Genomic DNA, 24,767 nt, shown 5'->3' on the forward strand with positions numbered 1-24,767 from the left:
CCGGGGGCGTACGCCCGGTGGTTACGGCTTGCGGGCCACCCCGCCGTAGGCCCACACCCGGCTCGGGTCGTGCTCGGCGCCGATGCCCGGGCGCCAGGCGGCCAGCTGCACCAGGCCCGGTTCGAGCAGGTCGAGCCCGCGGAAGAAGCCCTTGATTCCGTCGTAGTCGCGCGGGGCCGCGGTCACCGGGCTGACGCTGAGCGGGGCCCAGTCCCGGTCCTCGGGCGTCTCGTCGGTGAAGTCGCCGGTGACATGGGACAGGATCAGACAGCTGCCGGGGGCGGCCCACTCCATGAGCCGGGCGACGACGCCGTACGGATCGTCCTTGTCCTCGAGGTAGTCGAGGATGAAGGTGAGCACGATCCCCACCGGCTGCCCGGGGTCGAGCAGCCGGCACACCTCGTCATGGGCCAGGATCTTCTCGGGCTCGCGCAGATCGCCATCGATCATCGTGGTGCCGGGGACCGCCAGCCGGGCCTGTCCGTGGCTGGCCACGATGGGGTCGTTGTCGACGTAGACCACGCGGGCCCGGGGATTCACGGCCTGGGCGATCTCGTGCACGTTCGGGGTCGTGGGCAGGCCCGAGCCGATGTCCAGGAACTGGCTGATCCCGGCGTCGGCCAGCTCGGCCATCGCCCGCTGCAGAAAACGCCGGTTGGACAGGGCGGTGTCCCGGATCTCCGGCGCGATCCGCAGAAAGCTCTGGGCCTGCTCGTAGTCGGCGAGGTAGTTGTCCTTGCCGCCGACGAGGTAGTTGTAGACCCGCGCCGGGTTGGCCTGCCGGCCGGAGTGGCGACCGTGGTCGGCCGGCTGCCACTCCACCGTGGTGAGCCCGATGCCGGGCCCGCTGCTGTTCATCCGAGAATCCCCTGCCCTTGAGCCTGCGTCGCCCTGCCGCTTGCCGTGTCCGTCACCGTCACCGCGGATGCGGTGCCGGGCCGGGACGCCAGGTGACCGTGTCACTGGGCCCGGGTTCCGCCCAGGCGACGGGGGCCCGCGACCAGAGGTGGAACGGCAGGTCGACATCCGCGGACACCCGGCTGAGCTGGCCCCAGGAATACGCGTGGGAGTGGACCACCGCGGCATGGAGCGCCGCTTCGAGGCAGGCGCGCGCGGTCCGTTCCGCCCGGCAGGTACCGCTCGGGCCGGAGCCCTCCACCCCGCCGGAGACCTGATAGGTGCTCCAGGCGTAGAGGGGTTCGGCCTCGGTGTGCGGTTGCTGCTGCTGGTCGACGTTCACTGGCCCTCTCCAGACGCATCTCTACCGGCGGGGCTTGGCGATGCGTCCAGCATCGGGGAGGGCGGATTACCGGCGGTATAGCGGCGGTAAAGCGGTATGCGACCGCGCTATACCGGCCGGGGCGTGCGGGACGTACGGGATGTGCCGGGTCTACCGGGGCGCGAGGAAGCGGGTCATTCGGCGAGCCAGGTCAGCACCTCGCGGTTGATCCGCTCGGGCTGCTCCAGGTGCAGGAAGTGGCCCGCGCCGTCGACGATTTCGATCCGGGAACCCGCCGGGAGGTGGTCCTTGGCGCTGTGGATCACGTCGGAGCCGATGCAGCCGTCGTCGGTCCCGTGGAGGAAGAGGATCGGCCGCTCACCGGTGGCGGTGATCGCCTCCTGCTCCGCCGCGTACGCCGCCACCTGGCGGGTCGGGTCGAACAGCGCCTTGTAGTAGCCGAGCGCGGCGGCAAGGTGGGCGGGGTCCTTCAGGCTCTCCTTGACGTAGGCGATGTCCTGCGCGGAGTCGTGGTAGCCGGGCGACCAGTCGCGCCACAGACCGTCGATGAGCGCCATGTCATGGGCCGCGGCGCCCGCCTCGGCCAGCGGGGTCTGGAACAGGAAGATGTAGAAGGAGCGCTTGAACTGGCCGTAGTCGAAATTGAAGAAGTCGGCCAGCACGCCGCCCAGCGGGGGCACGGACATCGTCACCGCGCGCCGCCAGCGCTCGGGGGCGTGGGCGGTGGCGCCGTAGGCGGCGATGGCGCCCCAGTCGTGGCCGATGAGCACCGCGTCGCCGTCGGCGCCGAATGCCTCGTGCAGGGCGTTGGCGTCGGAGGCTATCGCGCCCGCCTGGTAGGCGCCGTCTGCGGGTATGCGGGTGGGTGCGTAGCCCCGCATGAAGGGGGCGACGGCGTGGTAGCCCGCGTCCGCGAGAGCGGGCAGCAGGTGGCGCCAGGAGTGTGCGGTGTCGGGGAAGCCATGCAGGCAGAGCGCCAGCGGGGCGTCCACCGGGCCCGCTTCGAGATAGCCGAATTCGAGTCCATTTGCGGTGATGCTCTTGACCTCTGTCACGCTCAGCGATGCTAATTCACCGTCAGGAACACGTCCACGGACGGCATCGGGGGATTTCCTCACCGCCCGATGATCCGGCTGCGAGGTGGCCTTCGGGGATGGCAGACTGCGCGCTGTGCCGTCCGGATCCACGGGACCGGGGACGGACACCCGCGTGATGCCCCGCCCGGCCCGAGGGAGGCCCCCATGACCAGCCCGAGCAGCTCCGTCGCGGACCAACATGAGTCCATGGAGCACCGTGGGTTCCTCTACCGCGACGAGGGGGAAGTGGTCGACATCTGCGTGCCGTTCCTGCGGGAGGGGCTGGAGGCCGACGACGCGGTGGCCGTGGTGGCAGCCAAGTCGAACATCGCGGCGCTGCGGGACGCCCTCGGCCAGGACGCCCCGGCGGTGCAGTTCGAGGACGCGCTCAGCTGGTACCAGCACCCGGTGAAGACCATCGCCGCGTACGACTCGTTCGTGAAGGCCGAGTCGCCGCGCCGGGTCCGGGTGATAGCCGAGCCGGTGTGGCAGGGCCGCACTCCGCTGGAGGTCGTGGAGTGGGCGCGCTACGAGTCGATCGTGAACGCGGCGTTCGCCCACTCCGGTGCCCGCGCCATCTGCTGTTACGACCGCCGGGTGCTGCACCCCGAGATCCTGACGTACGCGCGCCGGACCCACCCCGAGATCATCGACGGTCAGGGGCCGGAGCAGAGCCTGGAATACCTGGCCCCCGGCCCGTTCAGCGCCACCTGCGACCGCCGGGCGCTGCCGCCCGTTCCGGCGGTGGCCGACCGGCTGCCGGTGAACACGGCCGACCTCGAGGCCGTACGTGTCTTCATCGCCGAGCGGGCCGGACGGCACGGCATGGGCCAGGAGGCCCTGCGCAACATGGTCACCGCCGTCACCGAGGTGGCGAGCACCGCCCTGCACCATGGCAGTGCCCCGGCGGAGCTGCGGGTGTGGGCCCAGGACGGCGATCTGGTCTGCGAGATCGCCGGACCCGGCCACTGGTACCCGGACGCCCTCTGGGGCTTCACCCCGCCGGAGGGGTCGGACACCGGGTTCGGGCTGTGGGGCGTCCGTATGCTGTGCGATGTCGTCCAGATGCAGACGGACGCGGACGGCACGCTGATCAGGCTGCGCACCGGGCTGTGACCGGCACAGCCCCCTGGTGACCCCGTGGGGCCGGTCAGGGAGTGCGCGGCCTCAGCATGATCGTCCGCGAGACGGCGAAGGTGACTGGTACGGCCGCCGCCGCAGCGATCAGCGGGGCCGTGCGGTCCCCCAGGTGCGCGAGGTCGACGAGGACGTACATCCCGCCCGTCGTGATCACGAAGTTGGCGGCCGTGGACAGCGGGAAGAGGAAGAAGGCGCGCCACGTCGGCCGCACCCGGTAGGTGAACCGGCAGGTGAGGAAGAACGAGCCGACCGTGCTGAGGGCGAACGCGGCGATGTGGGCGGCCAGATAGGGCAGCGGGCCCAGCAGGCCCAGGTACAGGACGTAGTACGTACCGGTGTTGGCCACGCCCACCAGGCCGAAGCGGGCCACCTGCCCGACGAGGGGGCCGTGTCTCACCGGACCAGCTCCTCCAGCCGGTCCGCCGGGACCGCGTTGGTGGACTGCACCAGGAAGTGCGGGCGCCGCTTGACCTCGTAGTAGATGCGGCCGATGTACTCGCCGATGACGCCGACCATCACCATCTGCACCCCGGCCAGCGCCGTGATGATCACGATGAGGGTGACATAGCCGGGGGTGTCGACCCCGTTGACCACCGCGCTCCCCACGATCCACGCGGCGTACAGCGAGGCCACCGCGAGCAGCAGCAGCCCGAGGTAGACGGCGGCCCGCAGCGGCTTGTTGTTGAAGGAGATCAGCCCATCGGCCCCGTAGTTCAGGAGCTTGCCGAAGGTCCACTTGCTGCGGCCCTCCTCGCGTACGGCGTTCTCGTACTCGAAGGTGACGCTCGGGAAGCCCACCCAGGCGAAGAGCCCCTTGGAGAAGCGGTTGTACTCGGCGAGGCTCAGGACGGCGTCCGCCGCGCGCCGGGACAGCAGCCGGAAGTCGCCCACGCCGTCGACGAGTTCCACGTCGACCAGGCGGTTGATGAGGCGGTAGTAGGCGCGGGCGGTGAGGACGCGGGTGACCCGGTCGCCGTCCCGGGTGCGCTTGGCGATCACCTGGTCATGTCCCTGGGCGTGGAGTTCCACCATGCGGCCGATGAGTTCCGGCGGATGCTGGAGATCCGCGTCCATGATCACGACGGCGTCCCCCGAGGCGTAGCGCAGTCCGGCGAGCATGGCCGCCTCCTTGCCGAAGTTGCGGCTGAAGGAGACGTAGCGGACCCGGGGGTCGGTGGTGGCCAGCTCTTTCAGCAGGAAAAGGGTGCGGTCGGCACTTCCGTCGTCCACATAGACGAATTCGCATTCATGACCCAGTAACGCCGCCTCTTTTACGACGTGGTCATGAAAACGAGCGATGACGGCTTCTTCGTTGTAGCAGGGAACGACGATGGAAATGAGCATGGATTCCCCCGGGATGAAGGTGCGTGCGTCGGTGGAAGTGCGGGCGTCAGTGGTGGACATGGCGGGCCTCCCCGCGACGGCGGGCGCGCAGCGCCCGAAGCGTGGCGACGGTGGTCAGGGCGAGCAGCGCGGCGGCTCCCACGGCGCCTCCGACCCGCAGCCCGGGCGGGCGGAAGGTGCAGCTGACCGAGGTGGCGCCGCCGTCGAGGGGCACAGCGACGAGTCCGAGGTAGGTGGCGGCGGGCCGGTCCGGGCCGTCGCCCGCCGCGCACCGCCAGCCCGCGATGCGCGGGGCGGCGATCACGGCCAGGCCCCGGGAGCCGGGCGGCAGTTCGGCGCTCAGGGAGCTGCCGGAGACCCGTACGCCGGTGGCGCCGCGGGCCGTCAGCCGGTCGACGGCGGCGCGCAGCCTCGCGGTGTCCAGGCAGCCGATGGCGTCGCGCGGGATCACGCTGTTCTTGCGGGCGGTCAGCGACACCTCCACCCGGCCGGAGCGCGGGGCCGGGCCCAGCGGCTGCATGGCCGCGAGCTTGGTGACCGGCCAGTCGCCGCGGAACCCGGACGGGGGCCGCCGGGGGCCGCGCATCAGGGCGTTGCCCCAGTAGTGCGGGGCCCACAGGAAGACCTCGCTGCCGCCCGGGCAGGTGGCGGTGAGCCGGGCCGCGCGCGGGGAGGCGGGCAGCCGGTAGCCGTGGGCGGGGCTGCGCCCGGCGGGCCTGCCGTCCGTACCGCGCACCGCGATGCCGCGTGGCAGCGTGTACACCCGGGCACCGAGCAGGAGTTCCTGGTTGCGGAAGGGCGAGGCGCCGTAACCAGGCGCGGTCCCGGCGGCGGGCCGGACGGTGACCAGGGGCGGCGCCTTCTCCCGGTCGACGGTGACCGTGGTGGGCCGGGCGGCGTACGTGTCCTGGTGCGGGTCGGCCGAGGAGCGCACCCGCGCGCCGACCGAGAAGATCGCGTCGGTGACCGGGTTGTCCAGGCTCTGCACCGCGCGGCCGCGTGAGGTGGTGCCGCCGCCGAGGGCGGTGAGCGTGCGGCTGAGCACATCGGAGGTGAGGCTGCTGTAGTACCCCGCACCCTGCCCGCCGACCATCAGCGGGTCGTTGTTGACGGTCTGCTCGCGGCCCGGTTCGGTGCGGTAGCGGGGCCAGCCGTCCGCGTCGGCGATCACCTTCCGCTGGCGCTCCTGGCGCTCGCCCCAGGGCGCGTAGTCGTCGAAGTGGCGCAGCCGGAGCCGGTCGGCGACGGCCATGGTGGCCGCGGACTGGCCCACTTGTGCGCCGATGAGCACGACGACGGCGAGCACGGCCGGAAGCGGTCGGCCGAGCCGGGCGGCGAGGCCGTGCAGCGCCACGGCGGCCGCCACGGCGGCGACCCCGGCGAGCAGCAGCGGATACGTCCACCAGTGGATCTGCGCGCCGGAGCGCGCCGACACCGCGATCAGCGCCAGCAGCCCGCCCGCGGGCAGCAGGGCCCGCGGGGTCGGCACGCCGTGCGCGCAGGAGAGCCAGGCGGCGATCACCAGCAGCCCGCACAGCACGAAACCCTGCCGGTACTGGCTGCCGTTGGGCACGGCGAAGGCGTGCCAAGCCAGCTGGGTGGGCGCCCACCGCATGGACAGCGCCATCGCCGCCACCAGCAGGGTCCAGCCCGCGCGCAGCCGCCGGGGCACCGCCGGGTTGAACGGCAGCGTCAGGGCGAGCAGCAGCGCCACGGTGTCGACGTACAGGGCCGGGCTGCTGAAGTCGTACGTGCCGGGCAGCATCCGGGCGAAGACGTCCGTCCAGGGCTTGGGCGTGAACTGCGCCTCCCGGCCCGGATAGGCGTGCCGGGTGCCGAAGTAGACGACGCAGACGAGCGGCGCGGCGAGCCCCACACCGAGCCCGCAGACCGCCGTCAGCCGGGCCAGGGGGCGGATCCCCAGCGGTATGCGGCTGATCAGGGCCCGGGTGAGCAGGATCAGCGCGGCGCCGAGGGTGGCCATGTACGCGGTGTAGAAGTTGGCGATCCAGACGACGGCGACGACCAGCGTGGCCGTGACGAACCGCCGCCCGGCCAGCACCTGTTCGCCGGCCAGGCACAGCAGGGGCAGCGCGATGAGCCCGTCCAGCCACATCGGGTTGTACGAGGCCTCCGCCACGGACCAGCCGCACAGCGCGTACGACGCCCCCAGCGCCCCCGCGGCCCACCAGCGCCCCGGCTGGAGCCGCAGCAGCAGCACGGCCATCACCGCGCCCGCCGTGGCCGTCTTCAGCAGGGTGATGACGTACACCGCCAGGTCGATCTCGTCGCGCGGGAAGACGGCGACGAGCAGCGCGAACGGGCTGCTGACGTAGGTGCCGAGGTCGGGCAGGAGAGAGGCGCCGAAGCCGGAGTGCCAGTTGAGGAACAGCCCGCCGTCGCCGCGGCCGTACAGCAGGTCGCGCAGCTGGGCGTGGAACGGGATGAACTGATTGCCCAGGTCGTTGACGGCACGGGTGCGCGGTCCGAACGGATAGCCCCCGGCCACGGCGTCCCCGAGGCAGAGCGCCGCCAGGGTGAGGAGGGAGGCGAGGGCGGCGGCCCGGGTACGCATGCGCGGGCGCCGCACAGTGGTGGGTCGCGGTAATGCGGCCTGTTCCCGGAGGGGCCTGCCGATATCGAGTTTCTGCATCACGTCAATTACTTGTCCGGGGAAATTGGTCTGGCGGGGTCGGTGTGTGCGGCGCTGCGATCGGTTTGACGGACAAAATGCGCACGAGGTTGTGCGGGCCGATGAGAAAGCAGGAATTCACTAGGTTCAAGGTGCGGAATTAATGCTTCGTATTTCCCGGGTTCACTTCGGCGCTGCCGGGAGTTGGGCCACTCCGTGGGCGGCCAGCGGGCCCACCTCGAGCCCCGCGGCGCGGCACGCGGTGATCAGGTGCGGCAGGGCCGCCAGGGTGACGCGCCAGCAGCCGGGGGCGCTCGCCCGGTCGGAGTCGTGCAGCAGGACCGTGGCGCCGCCCCGGAGGCCGCCCCGGAGGGTGGCCAGCACCGAGGCCGGGGTGGCGTTCGGGGACCAGTCGCGCCCCCAGGCCGACCACAGGACGGGCCGCAGCCCCGCGCGTACGGCCGCGAGCCAGCGGCCACCGGTCAGGACGCCGTACGGGGGCCGGTACCACAGCGGTACGGCGCCGGTCGTCATCCGTACCGCCCGGGCGGCGCGGCTGACCTCGGAGACGTCCCGGACCGGCCTCGGCAGCCAGGGGCGGTCGTGGGTCCAGCCGTGGACGGCGAGTTCATGGCCGCGGAGCGCGATCTCGCGGGTCGTGCGGGGATAGCGCGCCACGCTCTCGCCCAGCACGAAGAACGTTGCGGTCACCGCGAGCTCGTCCAGGGCGTCCAGGAAGCGCGGGGTGGAGTGCGGGTCGGGGCCGTCGTCGAAGGTGAGGGCGATGTGGTCGGACCGGCCCCGCCCGGCCAGGGCGGGAAAGAGGACGCGCCGGGGCCACGGCAGCCAGGTGCCGGCCGGGACCAGGTGCGCGGCCGCGGCCAGCAACGCCGCGTTCCGGGCCGGCACACCGGTGCGCCGTCCGGCGGTCATGGCGGGCTCCCGCCGCCCGGGACCCGGCGTACGGTCGGCCACGCCGCCGCGCCGGTGGTGTCCGCGTCCCAGCCCTCGGCCAGGGCGGGCGATCGGGCGAGGCCGACGATCCCGGCCGCCATCAAGGCGATGCCGACCGCCTCGGGCAGCAGGCGCAGGCCCAGTTCGACGCGTTCGCCGAACAGCACCCAGCCCAGCGCGATGCTCACCAGCGCGTCCCCGAGGGTCAGGGCGGGCTGGGAGGCGGCCAGGGTGCCCGCGCGCAGGGTGACCTGGAGCAGCAGGAAGCTGAGCAGCCCCACGAGGCACACCGCGTACAGCGGCCAGCCGGTGAACACCGCGGCCGCTCCCCCGCCGAAGCGCCCGGTGAACTCCTTGATGAGGGCCGCCGTGCACGCGAAGCCGACGGCCGTCGCACAGCCGAGCGCCGCGGCCCGCGCCGCGCCCCGCAGCGCCCGCGCCACCAGGACCAGGCCCCCCACGACGAGCGCCAGCACCACCCCGGTGGGCAGCCACAGCCCGTTGCGGGACGTCGCGCGGCCGTGCGAGGGGTCGGCCGCGACGAGGAAGAGCGCGAGCCCGGCGGCGAGCATCACGAACGCCAGCCAGGTCCGGCCGCCCGGCCGCCGGTGGAACACCAGGCTCCCCACCACCAGGGTGAACAGCAGCTCACTGACCAGCAGCGGCTGTACGACGGAGAGCCGCCCCACCGCCAGCGCCCCCACCTGGGCCACCGCCGACACCACCATCGCCGCGCCCCCGGCCAGCCAGTACGGGCGCCGCAGCAGCCGCGGCAGATGCCGCAGCGCCTGCCCCACCCCGCCGCCGCCGGCCCCCGGAAGCTCCCGCGCCTGGTCCATCGCGGCGCGCCGCTGCAGGACGGAGGCGGCGCCGTTGCCCAGGGCGGACAGCAGCGCGAGGAGGACGGTCAGGACGCCCACGTCGCCCCACCCTCACCCGAAGCGGGCGGCCAGCCGGTGGTACAGCCCCGGGGCCGCGCCGCGCACCAGCGCGGGCAGCCGCAGCCAGGCCGGTACGTACACCTCGTCCCGGCCGCGCGCGACGGCGTCCCACACGGCGTCGGCGACCCGCTCGGGCGGCAGCGGGCGCGGTATCCGGCGGGTGTACGGGGCGCCGCGGCGGGCGAAGAACGGGGTGTCCACCACACCGGGGACCACATGGGTGACGCGTACGCCACCCCGGCGCACCTCGTGGCGCAGGGCGTCGGCGAAGACACCGAGCGCCGCCTTGGCCGCGGAGTACACCGCCTCGCCCCGCACCCCGACGCTGCCCGCGACCGATCCGATGAGCACGATGTGGCCCTGCCGCTCGGCCAGCATGTGCGGCAGGACCATGCGCACCAGCCGCATGGTGGCGAGCAGATCGACGCCCACCACACGGTCGATGGCGGCGGGCGGCATCGCGCTGAAGGGGCCCGCCCAGCCGATGCCCGCCCCCGCGACGAGCAGATCCACCCGTCCGGCGGTACGGAAGGCGGCCTCGACCAGGCCACGGCCGCCCTCGGAGGTGGCCAGATCGGCCGGGAGGGCGACGGCCGAGGTGCGCGCGGCCACCCGGTCCAGGCGTTCCCGGTGGCGGCCGCTGATCAGCAGCCGCCATCCGCCGCCCGCCGCGAACCGGTGCGCGACGGCGGCGCCGATCCCCGAGGACGCGCCGGTCACCAGCGCGACCCCGCCCCCGGTGGCACCGGCCGTGGTGGGCGCGGCGGCGGCGTGCGGCTGTGCGTCCGGCAGAGGGCGGGCCATGGCACCTTCCTGTCTCGCTGCCGGCCGGCGGCGTCGGCACACCACCGGCCGTCGAGCGCGCGGTTTGACGGCACGCGGAGCGGATACCTCCAGTGAGCCATGAGCGGCCGCGCCTCGCACCATCGGAGGTGAGCATGCGCCTGCCGTCGCAGCGTTTCCTCGTGGTGAGCGCGAGCATGGGGGCCGGGCACGACGCGGTCGCCGCCGAGCTGGTGCGCCGGCTGGAGCGCGCGGGACACCGGGCGGACCGGGTGGATGTGCTGGACCTGCTTCCCGCCGGGGTCGGGCCGGGGCTGCGTGCCTTCTACCGGACGGCGGTGCGCCGGGCCCCAGTGGTCTACGCGGGCATCTACCGGGCGTTCTTCCAGCCCGGCCCCGGTCCCGGTCCCAGCTCCGGCAGGGGGCCACGGCCCGGCACCGCGCCACTGGCGGCGCTCGCCGAGGCCCGGCTGCTGGCGCTGACCGAGCGGCTGCGGCCGGCCGCGGTGGTGCCCGTCTTCCATCTCGCCGCCCAGCTCACCGGCCGGCTGCGGGCCCGCGGGGCGCTGACGGTGCCGAGCGCGGTGGTGGTCACCGACTTCGCGGTGCACCGCCAGTGGCTGCACCCGGGCAACGATCTGCATCTGTGCGTCACCGAGGACGCCGCCGAACGCGTACGGCAGAGCCTCGGCCGACCAGCGCTGGCCACCGGCCCGCTGGTGGCGGAGCGCTTCCTCGCCCCGGCGCCCGGAGCGGCGGGCTGGCGGCGCCGCTTCGACGCGCGCGCCCCCGGGCGACCGCCGGTGGCCCTGTCCGCCGGGGCCTGGGGCGCCGGTACGCGGCTGACGGCCACCGCACGGCTGCTGTCCGCCGCGGGTTATCTTCCGGTGGCGCTGTGCGGCCGGGACGAAGGGCTGCGCCACCGGCTGTCCCGGTGGCCGCGGGTGATGGCCCTCGGCTGGGAACCGGATCTGCCCGGACTGCTGGCCGCCACGCGGGCGCTGGTGGACAACGCCGCCGGACAGACCGCGTTGGAAGCACTGGCCACCGGAGTCCCGGTGGTGGGCTATCGCCCCATCCCGGGCCATGGGGGCGAGGGGGTCCGCCGGATGGCCGCCCTCGGCCTGACGGACCACGCGGCGGACTCATGGGAGCTGCTGCGCCTGCTCGACGCGCTCACCGCGCCCTCGGAGCCGCGCGAACGCCGCATCGCCGCGGGCCGACGGCTGTTCGCCCCCGACCCCGCCGACGTCGCCGCCCGGCTGGCCGCGGTGACTTCCTCGTGAAGGAGAAGGAGTGGGTGGACCGCAGCTTCGGCGCCTGCACAGCCGCCGACCCATCCGGGTCCACCCTCCCCAAAGGCCACTTCCGCCCCCGCTACCGATGAGGTGGCGGCACACTGACGGGAGAGCGGCGGTCAGCTGGCGGCCGCGGCCTCGTACAGGCCACGCCCGGAACGCTTGGCCCGCTCCGTCGTGCGCAGCCGCTCCAGCGTGTTGCGCACCGAGTTCACGTTGGTGCGTGTCTCGTCGCGGCCCAGGGCCTCGTTGACCTCGGACGCGCGCATCGGACGGCCCGCCTTCTTCAGGCAGCCGAGCACCGACTCGGAGAGCCCGGTGGAGCGCTCGGAGGAGGTGCCCGCCGCCTTGGCCGTCTTCTCGGGGGCCTTGGCGGTGGCCTTCTCGCTCGTCTGGGCGCTCTTGTCGGTGGCCTTGGCCGCCTTGGTGGTGGCCTTGGCGGTGGCCTTGGTGGTGGCCTTGGTGGTGTCCTTGGCCGCCGCCTTCTTGGCGGGCTTCTTGGCGGCGGTCTTCTTGGCCGCGGCCTTGGTGGCGGTCTTCGCGGTCCGGCCGCCCGCGGTGGACTTGGCCTTGCTGCGCTGCCGGCCGATGGCGGCCTTGCGCGTGGCAGCGGGCGTCCGGGTCGCCGCGGCCGCCTCGGCGGCCGGCTTCGGTTCGGCCTCGGTGGCCGCGTCCGCGGCGGTGGCGGTGTCCTCGGACACCGGCTTCGGCTTCGCCTCCGCGATGTCGCCGTTGGCGGCCTGCGGGAGCGCGGCGGCTCCCGACAGCGCCTGAAGGCTGCTCAGCGCGGTGCTGACCACCTCCAGCCGCTGGGTGACGGCGTCCAAATCACCCTTGAGGGCCTCCTGTTGCTTCTCCAGCTGCGGAAGTTCTGCCTTCAGGGCCTCGATCGTCGAGCCCACACTGTTGTCGGCACTCAGCGCGTTCGCCATCGCTTCGTCCCCTTTCTGGGCGTCTGCGCCCATCGTTGCTGCGATTATGCCTGCTGTTAGGTGTGTGCGGTGCCCTGTGTGCCACCACGCAAAACAACTTGGACCGCCTTGACGGCTACGGAGCAGCCAACTTTCCATGAAGTCACGTGGCACGAACCCCCTTGTCAGACCGGCCGTGTCATCCGCAGGAGTGGTGGCGCGCGTCGTGATGACGACGCATCAGGCGCGAAAAACACCGCGCCCCACACCACCCGGATGTGTTCGGCTGCGGCCCGGGCGCCATCGTCGCGGCGGTGGCACCCGGCACAATTCACCGAGGTGTTGAGGGGGACGCTGCGGCGTCGATGAGGGCGGTGAGCGCCTCGGGGGTCAGGCTGCCCGGTGCGCGGCGCTCCCGGGCGCAGGTGCCCGCGATCCGTTGCAGCGTCTCGTTGACCGGGGCCGGGATGCCGTGTTCGCGTGCGAGGAGCGCGATCTCGCCGTTGAGGTAGTCCGCCTCGATCGTGCCGGTCCCCCGGGTCAGGCTCTGCCACGAGGAGCCGCCGCCGCGCTCGACGCCGTCGGCGGGCCGTATCTCCACCTTCCCCGAGCGGAGCGCGGCCTGTTCGGCGGCGTCGGCGTGGGCGATGCCCGCGGCATCGAGGACCGCGATCCCCTCGGCCTTCGCCCGGGCGCCGAGGGCCTGGGCCTCGCCCGAAGTGAGCGGTCCGCAGATCGCCTCGACGGCGTTGACGAGGTTGTTGATGAGCTTGGCGTACTTCCAGCGCATCACGTCCGGTACGACCGGCGCGAGGAACACGGACTTCTCCAGGTCCGCGGCCACCCGCCGGACGGTGTCATCGTCTCCGGACGGATAACGGCCCAGGCTGAGGATCCCGGTGTACGGGGCGCACGGCGCGGCGACCAGCCCCGGCTCCAGGTAGGTCGAGGGCATCCAGACGCAGACGCCGTAGACCCGGCGGAAGCGGCGCAGCGCCAACCGCTCGTTCTCCACCCCGTTCTGGGCGCAGAGCAGCGGCAGCCGCTCCCCCGCGGTGCCGCCGCCGGTGACCGGGCGCGGCGCCCAGGCGTCCAGCGCCGCCGCGCTGTCCTGGGTTTTCACGGCGAGGACGAGCACATCGCCGGGGCCCAGTTCGACGTCCTCGGGCCCGGTGACGGCGGGCGCCGGGACCTCGTGGGTGGACTCGGGCGCCGTGAAGCGCAGTCCGCGGTCGCGCAGCGCGTCGTAGTGCGCGCCGCGCGCCACCAGGACGACGTCGTGACCGGCGAGATGGAGCCGGGCGCCGATCGATCCGCCGACCGCGCCCGCTCCGATGATGATGTATCGCACCAGGACCCTTTCCCCGTGGGTGGTAGAAACAACGTACCTTCACGGACCTGTTGGAAGAGCCCGAGGTGGAATGATGAAACTGCGCTGCGCCGTGCTCGACGACTTCCAGGACGTGGCCCTGTCCTCGGCCGACTGGTCGGGTGTCCGGGACGCGGTGGAGGTGGTGTCGCACCAGCGCCACTTCACCGACCGGGAGGCGCTGGTCGAGGCGATCGGGGACTGCGAGATCGTGGTCATCATGCGGGAGCGCACCCCGTTCCCCGCGGAGCTGTTCGCCCGGCTGCCCCGGCTCAGGCTGCTCGTCACCACCGGGATGCGCAACGCGTCCGTCGATCTGGAGGCGGCCGCCCGGCACGGGGTCACCGTGTGCGGCACGGCCAGCTCCTCCGATCCGCCCGTCGAGCTGACCTGGGCGCTGATCCTCGGTCTTGCCCGCCACCTGGTGACGGAGAGCACGGCGCTGCGGGACGGCGGGCCGTGGCAGAGCACGGTCGGCATGGATCTGCACGGCCGTCGGCTCGGCCTGCTGGGCCTGGGCAAGATCGGCACCAAGGTGGCGCGGATCGGCCAGGCGTTCGGCATGGACGTGGCCGCCTGGAGCCAGAACCTCACACCTACGCGGGCGGCGGCGGAGGGCGTCGGGTTCGTCTCCTCCCTGGAGGAGTTGCTGGAGACCAGCGATGTGGTCTCGGTGCATCTGGTGCTCGGCGACCGCACCCGGGGGCTGCTCGGGGAGCCGGAGCTGCGGCGGATGCGTCCCACGGCGTACCTCGTGAACACCTCCCGCGCGGCCATCGTGGACCAGGCGGCGCTCGCGGACGCCCTGCGGGGCGGCTGGATCGCGGGCGCGGGGGTCGATGTGTTCGACGAGGAGCCGCTGGGTCCGGAGCACCCTTTCCGTACGCTGCCGAATCTGCTCGGCACCCCGCATCTGGGCTATGTGACCCGGCGCAACTACGAGGGCTACTACCGCGACGCGGTGGAGGACATCCGCGCCTATCTCGGAGGAGAGCCGGTCCGCGTCCTCACCACGCCGTAGGCGGCGCGGGGTTCAGGGTGTCCAGGGCCATGACGGCGACGTGGAGCCGCGAGCGCTCGGCGCCGGACTCCAGGTTGCCGCCGACCAGCCGCTCGATGGTGTGCAGACGCTGGTAGAAGGCCTGCCGGGACAGTCCGGCCTGTTTGGCGGCGACCGATTTGTTGCCCGCGGCGTCGAGGTACTGGCGCAGGATGGCCAGCAGGTCGCCGCCGTGCCGTTCGTCGTGCTGCATCAGCCGGCCCAGCTGCCGCTCCACATAGTTCTGGACGCGGGCGTCGTCGCGCAGGGTGTACAGCAGTTCCGGCAGCCCGAGGTCCGCGGACACGTGGAACGGCCGCCGGGGCGTGCTCGGGCCGATGGCGTCCGCGATCTCCTCGGCCTGCCGGAACGACCGCGCCACCTGGTCGAGCGCGGTCACGCCGGAGCCGACCGCGAGGACGGCTTCCTCGCCGAGCGTCTCCTCGGTGACCCGGCCGATGCGCTCCACGACGGGCTGCCACGCGGCGGCGAGCGGCAGGGTGAGCAGGACGCCGGTGCGGTCCGGGGAGAGCCTGCCGACCAGGGCGTGGATTCCGGCGCCGCGCAGGTCCTCGCCGACCCGGCTGTCCAGGTCGGCGCGGTCGGCGGCGTCGGCCCGGTGGCCGATGGCCAGGGCGATGAAGAGGTGGCCGACGGTCGGCAGGCCGAGGGCCTCGACCCGGATGCGGGACTCGGTGCGGCCGAGGGGCTGTGCGTGCCGCAGCTCCAGCAGGGCCGAGGCGCGGGCCTGCCGGTCCCACTGGGTGTGGCCGGTCATCCGGGCCAGGGTGAGGGCGGTGGCGGCGCGCCGGAGGATCAGGGTGTGCTCGGGCCCTGAGGCCGGGCCGGTCTGGCCGGGCAGCGCGACGAGGCGCCCCCAGCGCTGCCCGTCGTGTTCGACGGTGGCCACCAGCCAGCCCTCGGGTCCGCTGGGCGCCGCGTGGTCGGGGGTGGGCGTGGCGCGGGAGCGGCGCTGCCACGCCTCCAGTATCTGGCCGCCGGGAGGGCCCGCCGTGCAGACGATCATGGCGTGGTGCACCAGGTTCTCCAGCACCACCGACCGTCCCATCAGGTCGGCCGCGACCTGGACCAGCTCCTCGGGCCGGGCGCCGCGCAGGGTCAGGTCGGTGAAGAGTTCGTGGACCTGGTGGGAGCGGCGCAGCAGTTCGCCCTGGGCGTCCAGGATCAGCGCGTGGACGGTCTGGGTGACCTCGATGAACCGGATGCCGTGGGAGAGCACGATCAGCGGCAGGTCCCGGGCCCGGCAGGCGGCCACCAGGTCCGGGGGCACCTGCTGGTAGCGGCGGCCCAGCTCCACGACCAGCCCCGCCGCGCCGACGTCGGCGAGCTGGTCGGCGTAGCCGCGCAGCCGGGTGGGATCGTTGGGCTGGGGCATGCCGGTGGTGAGCACCAGCTCGCCGCCCTCCAGGAACGACGCCGGGTCCAGCAGTTCGGTGACGTGGACCCATCGCACGGGGCGGTTCAGCCGGTCCTCGCCGGCCATGACCCGGGGCAGCCCCGCGGCGATCACGGGCAGCCGCAGTACGTCGGCGACGGTGAGCAATGCCATCCGGCCCGCTCCCTCCCTGCGCTGTGCCCGCGGTGGCGGGCGGATGTCCGGGACGTCCCGGCGGCCCCCGGGGAGGCGGGGCACCGGGACTCCAGGATCTCAGGGCCGCCAGGGTCTCTGGGTCGCCAGGATCTCGGGGTCGCCAGGCTCTCAGGGGCGGCGGGCGATGAGGTCGGCGACGGTGGCGATGGGCGAGGTACGGGTGCGGCCGCCCGCCTCGTGCCGGTCCGCCAGCCGGTAGGCGACGTACAGTCCGCGCACCCCGAGCCAGCGGAACGGCTCCGGCTCCCAGGTGCCCGGGCGGTGCCCGGTCCAGGGCAGCCGGGTCAGCCGGGTGTCCCGCCTCAGCACCAGGTCGGTGAGGGTGCGGGCGGCCAGGTTGGTGGAGGTGACACCGTGGCCGACGTAGCCGCCCGCCCAGCCGACGCCGGTGGCCCGGTCCAGGCCGACGGTGGCCGACCAGTCGCGGGGTACGGCGAGGACCCCGCACCAGGCGTGGTCGACCCGGACGCCGGTGGTCTGCGGCAGCATCCGCTGGAGGGTCTGGGTGAGCTGGCCGATCGTACGGTCGCTGACCCGGCCCGAGTCGTCGGTGCGGGAGCCGAAGCGGTACGGCACGCCGCGCCCGCCGATCGCGATCCGGTCGTCCGGGGTGCGCTGAGCGTACATGTGGCCGTGTGCGGTGTCGCCGAGGGTCTCCCGGCCCTCCCAGCCGATCTCCTTCCAGATCTCTTCGGGCAGCGGTTCGGTGACGATCATCGAGCTGTTCATCGGGAGCCAGGCCCGCCGCAGCCCCTTGAGGGAGGCGGTGAAGCCCTCGGTCGCGCGGAGCACCACGGGGGCGTGGACCGTGCCGTGTGCGGTGAGCGCGCGGCCCGGCTCGATGGCGGTGACGGGGGACTTCTCGTAGATCGTGACGCCGAGCCGTTCCACCGTCTCGGCGAGCCCCCGGACCAGGGCGGCGGGCTGCAGCCGGGCACAGTGCGGGGTGTACGCGCCGGCGGTCACCCCGTCGATGGCGATGTGCCGGGCGGACTCCGCGGGGGTGAGCAGGACGGATTCCGGCACACCCCACTCGTGGTCCTGCTCGATCTTGTGCCGCAGCCGGGTGGCCTGGGCGGGCGTGCGGGCGACGCGCAGGGTGCCGCCCTTGACGATGTCGGCGTCGACGCCCTCGCGCGCGGCGACGGCGATGACCTCGTCCACGGCCTCGTTCATGGCCCGCTGCCAGTCGAGGACGGCGCCGCGGCCGTAAGCGCGGGCCAGCCGGTCGCGGGCGCCGGGGATGAGGCCGGAGGCCCAGCCGCCGTTGCGGCCGGAGGCTCCGAAGCCCGCGAATTCGGCTTCCAGGACCGTGACCCGCAGCGACGGGTCGGCCTGCTTGAGGTAGTAGGCGGTCCACAGCCCGGTCATTCCGGCGCCCACGACGCACACGTCGGCGTCGCGGTCGCCGGGCAGCGCCGGGCGGGGGGCGGGCAGTTCGGCGAACCAGTGGGCGACGCGCCCGTTGACCGGTGCCGTGGTGGCGGACATGGGGTCCTCTCGCGGTGTGGGGGACGGCCGGGAGCCGGGTCAGACGCCGAGCAGGCCGGGCAGCTCGGACAGGTCCTTGATCTCCTCGTACGGCTGGTAGGCGGCCGAACCGGGGAAGCCGTACCGGTTGACCCAGATCCGCCGCATGCCCTCGTACCGCTTGGTGGGCATGATGTCGTACTCCCAGCCCTGGGCGGTGTGGATGATGTCCTCCGGTCCGCGCCCGGTGGCCTTCATGAGGTATTCGAAGGCCTGCGGCAGCGGCTTGAACGCGCCCGCCTGCTCGGCGGTGAGGACGTAGTCCCACTCCACGCCCAGCTCGTCGACGGCGTAGGTGATCAGGTCGTCCTCGCTGTTGGAGAGGATGGCGATGTCGTATTCGCCCTTGAGGCGGCGCAGCGCGTCGGGGACCTCGCGGAACGGCTTGAACCGCTTGATGGCCTCGATCAGTGCCTCGCCGTCCTCGTCGCGGTAGGGCAGGCCGTGCAGCAGCATGACGTTGTGCAGGGTGCGGCGGACGGTCTCCCGGTACGGGCGGTAGTGGTCCACGACGCCCTGGAAGCGCATCACGTACGCGTCGTGGTGGAACTGCTTGGGGTCGACGCCGTACTCGGCGAGCCGGTCCTTGACGATCTCGTGGGTGGCGCTCTGGGTGTCGAAGTTGATGAGGGTGCGGTAGCAGTCGAAGGAGACGAGCTTGCGCATGGAGGTTTCCTTTCGGGGGTTCAGGCGCGGCGGCTGGCTTCCGCCAGGCCCAGGTCCTTGGTCTCGGGAGCGAGGACGATGCAGGCCACGAGGCCGATGAGGGTGATGCCCACGCCCATCGCGAGGGTGCCGCGGACACCGAAGTCGGTGGTGAGCATGGGGAGCAGGAAGGTGCTGGAGGCGGAGCCGACCCGGCTCATGGCGGTGGCGACGCCGACGCCGGTGGCGCGCAGGTCGGTGGGGAACAGCTCGCTCGGGTAGACGAACTGCAGTCCGCTGCCCGCGGCCTCGAAGAACTGGAACCCGGCGAAGAGGGCGACCACCAGGAACGCGTAGTGCAGGGGCAGCACGATCAGGGCGATGAGGCAGACGTTGATGCAGGCGAAGCTGCCGACGAGCAGCGGCCGCCGGCCGATCCGGTTGACCACGAGCAGCCCGACCGCCGTGCCCGCCACCGCGATCGTGGTGATGAGCGCGCTGGCGCCGAAGGTGCTGCCCACCCCGAACGACTCCAGCATCTGCGGCTGGAAGGAGCGTACGGCGAAGGCGGGCGCCACCTGACAGATCCAGAACACCGAACAGAACAGGGCCGGGACCGCGTAGCCGCGGCGGAAGATCTCCACCAGGTTGCCCAGGCCCGAGCCGCCACGCTGCGGCCGGCCGCTCTCGGCGAGCAGTTCCTCGGTGCTGACCTCCTGACGGAGATGGCGGCGCACGACCTCCTTGGCCTCCTCCACCCGGCCGCGGGAGGCCAGCCAGCGGGGCGATTCGGGCACTCCGGTGCGGAAGAACATGAAGATCACGGCGGGGACCGCGCCGGAGGCCAGCATCCAGCGCCAGGCGTCGTCGCCGGTGCCCAGCAGCAGCCAGCCGACCCAGTAGCTGACGCCGTAGCCGACCCACCAGGCGAGGACCAGGCCGGACAGGGCCGGGCCGCGTATCTTGCGCGGCACCAGCTCGGTGGTCAGGGCCGACGCGATCGGGTAGTCGGCGCCGATCGCGATGCCGATCAGCAGCCGCAGCACCAGCAGCTGCCACGCCTCGGTGACGAAGAACTGCAGGGCCGAGAAGACCACGAAGGTCATCAGGTTGAGCACGTACATCAGATGGCGGCCGACCCGGTCGGTGATCGGTCCGAAGACCACACCTCCGATGAAGACGCCGACCAGGACGGAGGCGGCGATCAGCCCCTCCCACATGGTGTCCAGGCTGAGCGCCGGGGTGATCAGGCTGAGGGCGACGCCCATGATGCCCAGCAGATAGCCGTCGCAGAACGGTCCGCCCATGGCGACGGCGACCATCCTGCGGTGGAAGCCGGTGACGGGGGCTTCGTCGAGGCTCCGGGCTCTTGTGGGGGTTTCTTCGGCGGGGTGCGAAGGGCGGGACAAAGACATGCTTGAGACTCCTGGGGACGAGGAGACACTGAGGCGCTGAGGGGGCGCTGAGGGCGCTGGGCGATGCGGCACGCGGGGCGGCATCGGGCGTCAAGCATTCGTGCGGTGCGCGGCGGGGGCCGCGGGGTGTGCTGCCGGGGACGGGCAGATGACGGGCGGATGGATGGCCCTCACCATGGTTCAGCCGCCCAGCACCGTCAACGGCCATCCTGTTCCATCGCCCGGCCTGTGGTGGACACTGTGTACGCCCGGTCCGCACCGGGGCTGCGCAGGACTTTGGTCCCGGAGCGTGGCGGGGCGAGGGACACAGCGTCCACAACGGCCCGCCGGAGCGGACACTGTGCCCGTTGCCCCTCCGCGCGGGTGCGGTCAGGGTGTGGGAATCCGTTCCGCACCCTTCCTGACCTCGGGAGAACCGTCATGACACTCCGGTGTGAGCCCCCGGGCGGCCTGATCGAGCCGTCGGGAGGCGGCCGTGGGTGACCGGCTGATCGTCCTGTACAACGACCACCTGCCGTACAACCGGGAGCGGATCGAGTCGCTGGTGCGGACCGTGTACGCGACCGAGGAGGAGCTGCCGGCGGTCCTCCCCGGCGCGGGCGCCCTGCTCGCCTGGTGGCCGCTGAGCCCGGCCGTCGCCGCCGCGTGGCCCGGCGATCCCGCGAAGGCCCCCCGCTGGGTGCATGTGGCCGCCGCGGGGGTGGACCCGTATCTGTTTCCCGCGCTGACCGGCAACCCGGATGTGGTGCTCACCAACTCGCGCGGGGTGTACGACCAGCCCATCGCCGAATACGTCCTCGGGCTGATCCTGTCCCTCGCCAAGGACTTCCCCGGCATGTGGGACCACCAGCGCGGCCGCCAGTGGCGGCCGCGCGACAGCGAGCGCGTCGGCGGCCGCGCCGTGCTGGTCTGGGGCACCGGGTCCATCGGCCGGGCCGTCGCCCGGCTGCTGCGCGCGGTCGGCATGCGGGTGAGCGGCGCGGGCCGCACCCCCCGCGCGGAAGACCCCGACTTCGGCACCGTGCACGGCCCGGCGACCCTGTGCGCCGGGCTGGGCGAGGCCGATTACGTGGTGCTGGCCGCCCCGCTCACCCCGGCCACCCACGGCATGGTGGACGCCTCGGTGCTGGCGGCCATGAAGCCCGGCGCCCGGCTGGTCAACGTGGGGCGCGGTCAGCTGGTGGACGAACCGGCACTCGTCGACGCCCTGTCCGGCGGCAGGCTGGCCGGTGCCGCGCTGGACGTGTTCGCCCGGGAGCCGCTGCCCGCCGCCTCCCCGCTGTGGGAGCTGCCGGGGGTCATCGTCTCCCCGCACACCGCGGGTGAGGTGACCCGGTGGCGCGACGACCTGGCCGAGCTGTTCCTGGACAACCTGGTCCGCAGGGCCGAGGGCCGCCCGCTGCGCAATGTGGTCGACAAGGAGCTGGGTTACGTCAGGTAAGTGGTGACCACCGCTCCGTTTCATCGTCGCTCCCGCCGGAAAGCCGCAGAGGACGAGGAAAAACCATTCGCCTCGCGGACGGAGAGAACGTGGCGCACACGACACCAGGTCAGGGCACCGGCGCCGAGCGGATCCGGGAGAACACCAGAGGGCAGGGTGCCCCGCCGACCCGGCGGGGGCTGCTCTCGGTGACGGCGGCGGCCGGTCTGGGTCTGCTCACCGGCTGCGGCGAGCAGAACACCGACTGGGCCAAGCCCGCCAGGAGCCCCACGCCCTCCGAGGGCCGCGAGACCTCGGCCGCGGGCTCGGACAACCGGGCCTCGCCGTCGCCGCGGCCGAGCAAGCGGCGGCCCGAACTCCCGCGCGGCGGCCGGGATCTGTCCCGGTACCGCCTGGTGGGCTACTGCGGACTGCCCGGCGCCGCCGCACTCGGCCGGCTCGGTACCGGCGACCTGAACCAGCGGGTCAAGGAGATCGAGAAGACCGCGCGCGACTACGCCGCCGACCGGGAGCCGCTGCCGGTCCTCGAACTGCTCGCGACCGTGACCAACAGTTCCGCGGGATCGGACGGCACCTATCGCACCCGTGTCCCGGAGGACACCATCCGCCGCTTCCACACCTCTGCCCGGCGCCATGACGCGATGCTGCTGCTCAACATCCAGCCGGGCCGGGCCGCCGCGCTGGACGAGGTCAAGGCGCTGCGCAAGTGGCTGGTCGAGCCCGATGTGGGCATAGCGCTGGACCCCGAGTGGGACATGGGCCCGGGAGAGACACCGGGCGACACCTACGGCCACACCAGCGGGCAGGAGCTGACCGACGTGGCGCGCTATCTGTCCGGGATCGTGGAGGAACACGATCTGCCGGAGAAGCCCCTGGTCTTCCACCAGGTGGCGGTGTCCGTGGTCCGCGACCAGTCCGCGCTGCGCCAGCAGCCCGGCGTCGTCATGATCAAGAGCGCGGACGGCATCGGCTCGCCGGGCATGAAGCGGGACACCTGGCGGCAGCTGGTCAAGGACCAGCCGGAGGGCCTGCGCACCGGTTTCAAGCTCTTCTACGAGGAGGACGCCGAGGTCAGCCGGCTGATGACGCCGAAGGAGGTGCTGGCCCTGCGGCCGCGGCCGGACTACGTGATGTTCGAGTGACACGCGGGAGGCCGCCCCCGGTCCGTGAAACGGACGGAACCGGGGACGGCCTGGTGTCGCGTGACGGTGCCGGGGTCAGGTCCGTGGCGCGGTGACGACGCTGACCGGTTCGTGTTCGGCGCGCTCGCCCGCGCCGGGCCGGGTGAAGCGCATCAGGACGCAGGCACCCGCGTACAGCACCGCCACCACCAGCAGCAGGGCCTGGTAGCCGGTGACCAGCGCGAGGTATTCGAGGGTGCCGCCGACCAGCGAGCCGAGCAGGTTGGCGCCGAAGGCCGCCGTGGGGTCGGAGGCCACCGCCAGCCGGTCGGAGAAGATGAGGTTGGCGCAGAAGATGGGCGCGAAGGCCAGCGCGATCGCGGCGGCGAGCCGCCCCGCGAAGGGCAGCCCGAGCACCAGATGCGCCGGAATGAGCCAGGAGACGGCCAGCGACGCGAACAGCAGGACCTGCAGCGCGAGCTGGTTGAGCTTGCGGATGCGCCGCCGTACCTCGACCGCGCACAGGACGGCCAGCAGCACACCGGCGAACACCATGGCGTTGACCAGCCAGGTGGTGCCGAAGTACAGCGCGAAGCCGATCACGTTCTTGGTTTCGAGCAGCATGAAGGCGGCACCGAGCAAAAACATGTCGGCGTAACCGAAGGTCCGCCGCAGCCGTACCCCGGTCAGCCGCACCGACGCCAGGGTCACCAGCAGGATCGCGCCCAGCACCCCGAGGTAGAGGGAGGGAATGGTGCGGTGCAGCAGATACGGGAACGGGTGGTCGTCGCTCGCGGCCTTCGGCACCGCCCCGGACGCCTTCCACGTGGCACCGCAGGACTGGGCCGCCGGGGTGGTGCCCGCGACGAGGACCGCGGCCCGCTTGTTGCCGTAGTGGGTGATGCAGGGGGCGTGTCCGAAGACGGAGGTGAGGGTGCCGGCGAAGCGGTCGATGAGCCAGTTCTGCCGGTAGTAGTTGTACATGGCGAACGCGCCGCCGGGCGCCAGATGGCGATGGGCCGCCTCGAACGCCTGCCGGGTGAACAGATAGCTCTCCAGGCGCAGGTTGCTGGCCCCGGACACCAGGGTCAGGGAGTCCGGCAGCGCCAGGACGATCAGGTCGTAGCGGGCGGTGGTCTGCTCCAGGAAGGCCCGCCCGTCGTTGATGTGGACGTGCACCCGGGGGTTGTCGTACGGCCGGGCCGGGTGCAGGGACGCGCCGATCTCCTGCAGCCTCGGGTCGATCTCCACGGCGTCCACCCGGCGGGCCCTGTGGGCGAGGGCGAGGGCGACGTCGTTGCCGTTGCCCGCGCCGATGACCAGCACCCGGCGGTGGGAGTTGCGCGGAGTCTCGCGGTAGGGCTGCTCGTACGGTGAGCCGGGCTTCGTCAGCGCCTTCAGCGGGGCGATGGACTGGTGCGGAACACCGTTGGCGGCGATGTTGTAGTCGCGGGCCTTCGAGACCGACCGCTTGACCTCGATCTTGTAGTACGGCGACCAGGAGATGCCGTTCGCCACCGACTCCAGGGCCAGCACCACCACCATCACGGTCAGCGGAATCGTGTACCGGACGGTGTTGCGCCGCCCGCCCAGCACCAGCATCGCCAGCGCCGCGAGCACACCCCACACCACCGACGGGGCGCGCAGCCAGGACAGCAGCGCGAAGGACACCGAGCCGGTCAGGGAGCCGAGCAGGTCGTAGCGGTACGCCTCCAGCGACGGCAGCCGCCGGAACTGGTCGGCCGTCATCTTGCCGATCGCCGCCATGATGAGCGCGGTCAGCCCGAACAGCACGGGCAGGGTGACCCACTGCGGCAGACCGGTGGTCTTCACGGCGGTGAAGTAGATGACCTCGCCGCTGGACTGCCGCACCTGGACGGGAAACTCCCGGACCAGGACGACCAGGACGGCCAGCGGGATGGGCGCCCAGCGGGTGAGCCACTGCCCGCGCCCGGCGGGGAGGAGGAATCCGAGGCCGATTCCGAGGAACGAGCCCAGGAGGATGAAGTTCGAGAAATAGCTCAGATGGACGATATTGGCGCCGGTCCACCGGATCAGCGCCAGCTCGACGAAGAGCATGGTGGCGCTGGCCAGCAGCAGCCTCGCGCGCACGTTTTGCGGTCCAGGGCTGTGCTCCATGTCGGCCCACGCTGTCATCCGAGGCGGGGCAGGTCGAGCACCAGCAGGGCGGTCCGACCGCCCCCGGAGCACATCTCACCTGATGGGCCCAATCACTTCCGGCGGGCGGCAGCAGCGCTGTTGCGAGCCGGGTGTCC

Annotated in this window: 21 protein-coding genes; 5 read left to right on the forward strand and 16 right to left on the reverse strand. The window is 72.7% G+C overall.

Going from position 1 to position 24,767, the window contains the following annotated elements:
• Nucleotides 1-21: 21 nt before the first annotated feature.
• The 3 genes from ACFZCY_RS30075 to ACFZCY_RS30085 form a co-directional block, all read right to left on the reverse strand.
• On the reverse strand, nucleotides 22-858 hold the full coding sequence (locus ACFZCY_RS30075; RefSeq protein WP_391180100.1) for an SAM-dependent methyltransferase: 837 nt from the start codon (nucleotides 856-858) through the stop codon (nucleotides 22-24).
• A gap of 58 nt (nucleotides 859-916) precedes the next feature.
• Nucleotides 917-1,240, reverse strand: a complete 324-nt coding sequence (locus ACFZCY_RS30080; RefSeq protein ID WP_361488860.1) for a hypothetical protein — start codon at nucleotides 1,238-1,240, stop codon at nucleotides 917-919.
• A gap of 173 nt (nucleotides 1,241-1,413) precedes the next feature.
• Nucleotides 1,414-2,295 carry an alpha/beta fold hydrolase gene (locus tag ACFZCY_RS30085; protein WP_391180103.1) on the reverse strand — a complete coding sequence of 294 codons (882 nt, stop codon included), beginning with the start codon at nucleotides 2,293-2,295 and terminating at the stop codon, nucleotides 1,414-1,416.
• Nucleotides 2,296-2,481: 186 nt separating this feature from the next.
• Here ACFZCY_RS30085 and ACFZCY_RS30090 point away from each other — a divergent pair, with 186 nt between their 5' ends.
• Nucleotides 2,482-3,432 (forward strand): anti-sigma factor RsbA family regulatory protein, encoded by a 951-nt coding sequence (locus ACFZCY_RS30090; RefSeq protein WP_391180108.1) that lies wholly within the window; start codon nucleotides 2,482-2,484, stop codon nucleotides 3,430-3,432.
• Between the two features lie 34 nt (nucleotides 3,433-3,466).
• Here the strand turns inward: ACFZCY_RS30090 and ACFZCY_RS30095 are convergent, their stop codons facing one another.
• From ACFZCY_RS30095 to ACFZCY_RS30120, 6 genes are all read right to left on the reverse strand, one after another.
• The gene (locus ACFZCY_RS30095; protein ID WP_391180110.1) at nucleotides 3,467-3,853 is read right to left on the reverse strand and encodes a GtrA family protein; all 387 of its coding nucleotides are present in this window, start codon (nucleotides 3,851-3,853) and stop codon (nucleotides 3,467-3,469) included.
• Nucleotides 3,850-4,800, reverse strand: coding sequence for a glycosyltransferase (locus ACFZCY_RS30100; RefSeq protein ID WP_391180211.1), 951 nt, complete (start codon nucleotides 4,798-4,800; stop codon nucleotides 3,850-3,852). Before ACFZCY_RS30100 ends, ACFZCY_RS30095 begins: the two co-directional genes overlap by 4 nt.
• Nucleotides 4,801-4,846: 46 nt before the next feature.
• Complete coding sequence (locus tag ACFZCY_RS30105; protein WP_391180112.1) at nucleotides 4,847-7,375, reverse strand: YfhO family protein; 2,529 nt, start codon at nucleotides 7,373-7,375, stop codon at nucleotides 4,847-4,849.
• 240 nt (nucleotides 7,376-7,615) lie between these two features.
• Nucleotides 7,616-8,365 (reverse strand): polysaccharide deacetylase family protein, encoded by a 750-nt coding sequence (locus ACFZCY_RS30110; RefSeq protein WP_391180114.1) that lies wholly within the window; start codon nucleotides 8,363-8,365, stop codon nucleotides 7,616-7,618.
• A complete protein-coding gene (locus ACFZCY_RS30115) occupies nucleotides 8,362-9,306 on the reverse strand; it encodes a DMT family transporter (RefSeq protein WP_391180116.1) in 945 nt (314 codons plus the stop codon). The genes ACFZCY_RS30110 and ACFZCY_RS30115 overlap by 4 nt, the downstream gene beginning before the upstream one ends.
• A 12-nt stretch (nucleotides 9,307-9,318) precedes the next feature.
• Entirely contained in the window at nucleotides 9,319-10,131 is an 813-nt protein-coding gene (locus tag ACFZCY_RS30120) for an SDR family NAD(P)-dependent oxidoreductase (protein ID WP_391180119.1), read from the reverse strand.
• Nucleotides 10,132-10,265: 134 nt separating this feature from the next.
• Here ACFZCY_RS30120 and ACFZCY_RS30125 point away from each other — a divergent pair, with 134 nt between their 5' ends.
• A complete protein-coding gene (locus ACFZCY_RS30125) occupies nucleotides 10,266-11,396 on the forward strand; it encodes a galactosyldiacylglycerol synthase (protein ID WP_391180122.1) in 1,131 nt (376 codons plus the stop codon).
• A gap of 131 nt (nucleotides 11,397-11,527) precedes the next feature.
• Here ACFZCY_RS30125 and ACFZCY_RS30130 read toward each other — a convergent pair whose 3' ends face one another.
• Together ACFZCY_RS30130 and ACFZCY_RS30135 are read right to left on the reverse strand one after the other, a co-directional pair.
• Entirely contained in the window at nucleotides 11,528-12,340 is an 813-nt protein-coding gene (locus tag ACFZCY_RS30130) for a prephenate dehydrogenase (RefSeq protein ID WP_391180125.1), read from the reverse strand.
• A 310-nt stretch (nucleotides 12,341-12,650) separates the two neighbouring features.
• Nucleotides 12,651-13,670: a 2-dehydropantoate 2-reductase N-terminal domain-containing protein gene (locus ACFZCY_RS30135; RefSeq protein ID WP_391180127.1), complete on the reverse strand. Its 1,020-nt coding sequence runs from the start codon at nucleotides 13,668-13,670 to the stop codon at nucleotides 12,651-12,653.
• 73 nt (nucleotides 13,671-13,743) lie between these two features.
• Here ACFZCY_RS30135 and ACFZCY_RS30140 point away from each other — a divergent pair, with 73 nt between their 5' ends.
• Nucleotides 13,744-14,709: an NAD(P)-dependent oxidoreductase gene (locus ACFZCY_RS30140; protein WP_391180130.1), complete on the forward strand. Its 966-nt coding sequence runs from the start codon at nucleotides 13,744-13,746 to the stop codon at nucleotides 14,707-14,709.
• Here ACFZCY_RS30140 and ACFZCY_RS30145 read toward each other — a convergent pair.
• From ACFZCY_RS30145 to ACFZCY_RS30160, 4 genes are all read right to left on the reverse strand, one after another.
• Nucleotides 14,696-16,297, reverse strand: coding sequence for a PucR family transcriptional regulator ligand-binding domain-containing protein (locus tag ACFZCY_RS30145; RefSeq protein WP_391180133.1), 1,602 nt, complete (start codon nucleotides 16,295-16,297; stop codon nucleotides 14,696-14,698). The genes ACFZCY_RS30140 and ACFZCY_RS30145 overlap by 14 nt on opposite strands.
• A 150-nt stretch (nucleotides 16,298-16,447) precedes the next feature.
• The gene (locus ACFZCY_RS30150; RefSeq protein WP_391180136.1) at nucleotides 16,448-17,830 is read right to left on the reverse strand and encodes an FAD-dependent oxidoreductase; all 1,383 of its coding nucleotides are present in this window, start codon (nucleotides 17,828-17,830) and stop codon (nucleotides 16,448-16,450) included.
• A 39-nt stretch (nucleotides 17,831-17,869) separates the two neighbouring features.
• Nucleotides 17,870-18,535, reverse strand: coding sequence for an HAD-IA family hydrolase (locus ACFZCY_RS30155; protein WP_391180138.1), 666 nt, complete (start codon nucleotides 18,533-18,535; stop codon nucleotides 17,870-17,872).
• Between the two features lie 20 nt (nucleotides 18,536-18,555).
• On the reverse strand, nucleotides 18,556-19,929 hold the full coding sequence (locus tag ACFZCY_RS30160; RefSeq protein ID WP_391180141.1) for an MFS transporter: 1,374 nt from the start codon (nucleotides 19,927-19,929) through the stop codon (nucleotides 18,556-18,558).
• A 475-nt stretch (nucleotides 19,930-20,404) separates the two neighbouring features.
• Between ACFZCY_RS30160 and ACFZCY_RS30165 the strand changes: the two genes are divergently transcribed.
• Both ACFZCY_RS30165 and ACFZCY_RS30170 read left to right on the forward strand, forming a co-directional pair.
• Complete coding sequence (locus ACFZCY_RS30165; protein WP_391180143.1) at nucleotides 20,405-21,370, forward strand: NAD(P)-dependent oxidoreductase; 966 nt, start codon at nucleotides 20,405-20,407, stop codon at nucleotides 21,368-21,370.
• Nucleotides 21,371-21,459: 89 nt separating this feature from the next.
• Nucleotides 21,460-22,512, forward strand: a complete 1,053-nt coding sequence (locus ACFZCY_RS30170) for a hypothetical protein (protein WP_391180146.1) — start codon at nucleotides 21,460-21,462, stop codon at nucleotides 22,510-22,512.
• A 75-nt stretch (nucleotides 22,513-22,587) separates the two neighbouring features.
• On the opposite strand, the gene ACFZCY_RS30175 is transcribed toward ACFZCY_RS30170, so the two are convergent.
• A complete protein-coding gene (locus tag ACFZCY_RS30175; protein WP_391180149.1) occupies nucleotides 22,588-24,603 on the reverse strand; it encodes a spermidine synthase in 2,016 nt (671 codons plus the stop codon).
• Nucleotides 24,604-24,767 lie beyond the last annotated feature (164 nt).

Source organism: Streptomyces sp. NPDC007983, from assembly GCF_042958345.1.
In the GTDB taxonomy this organism is placed as follows: domain Bacteria; phylum Actinomycetota; class Actinomycetes; order Streptomycetales; family Streptomycetaceae; genus Streptomyces.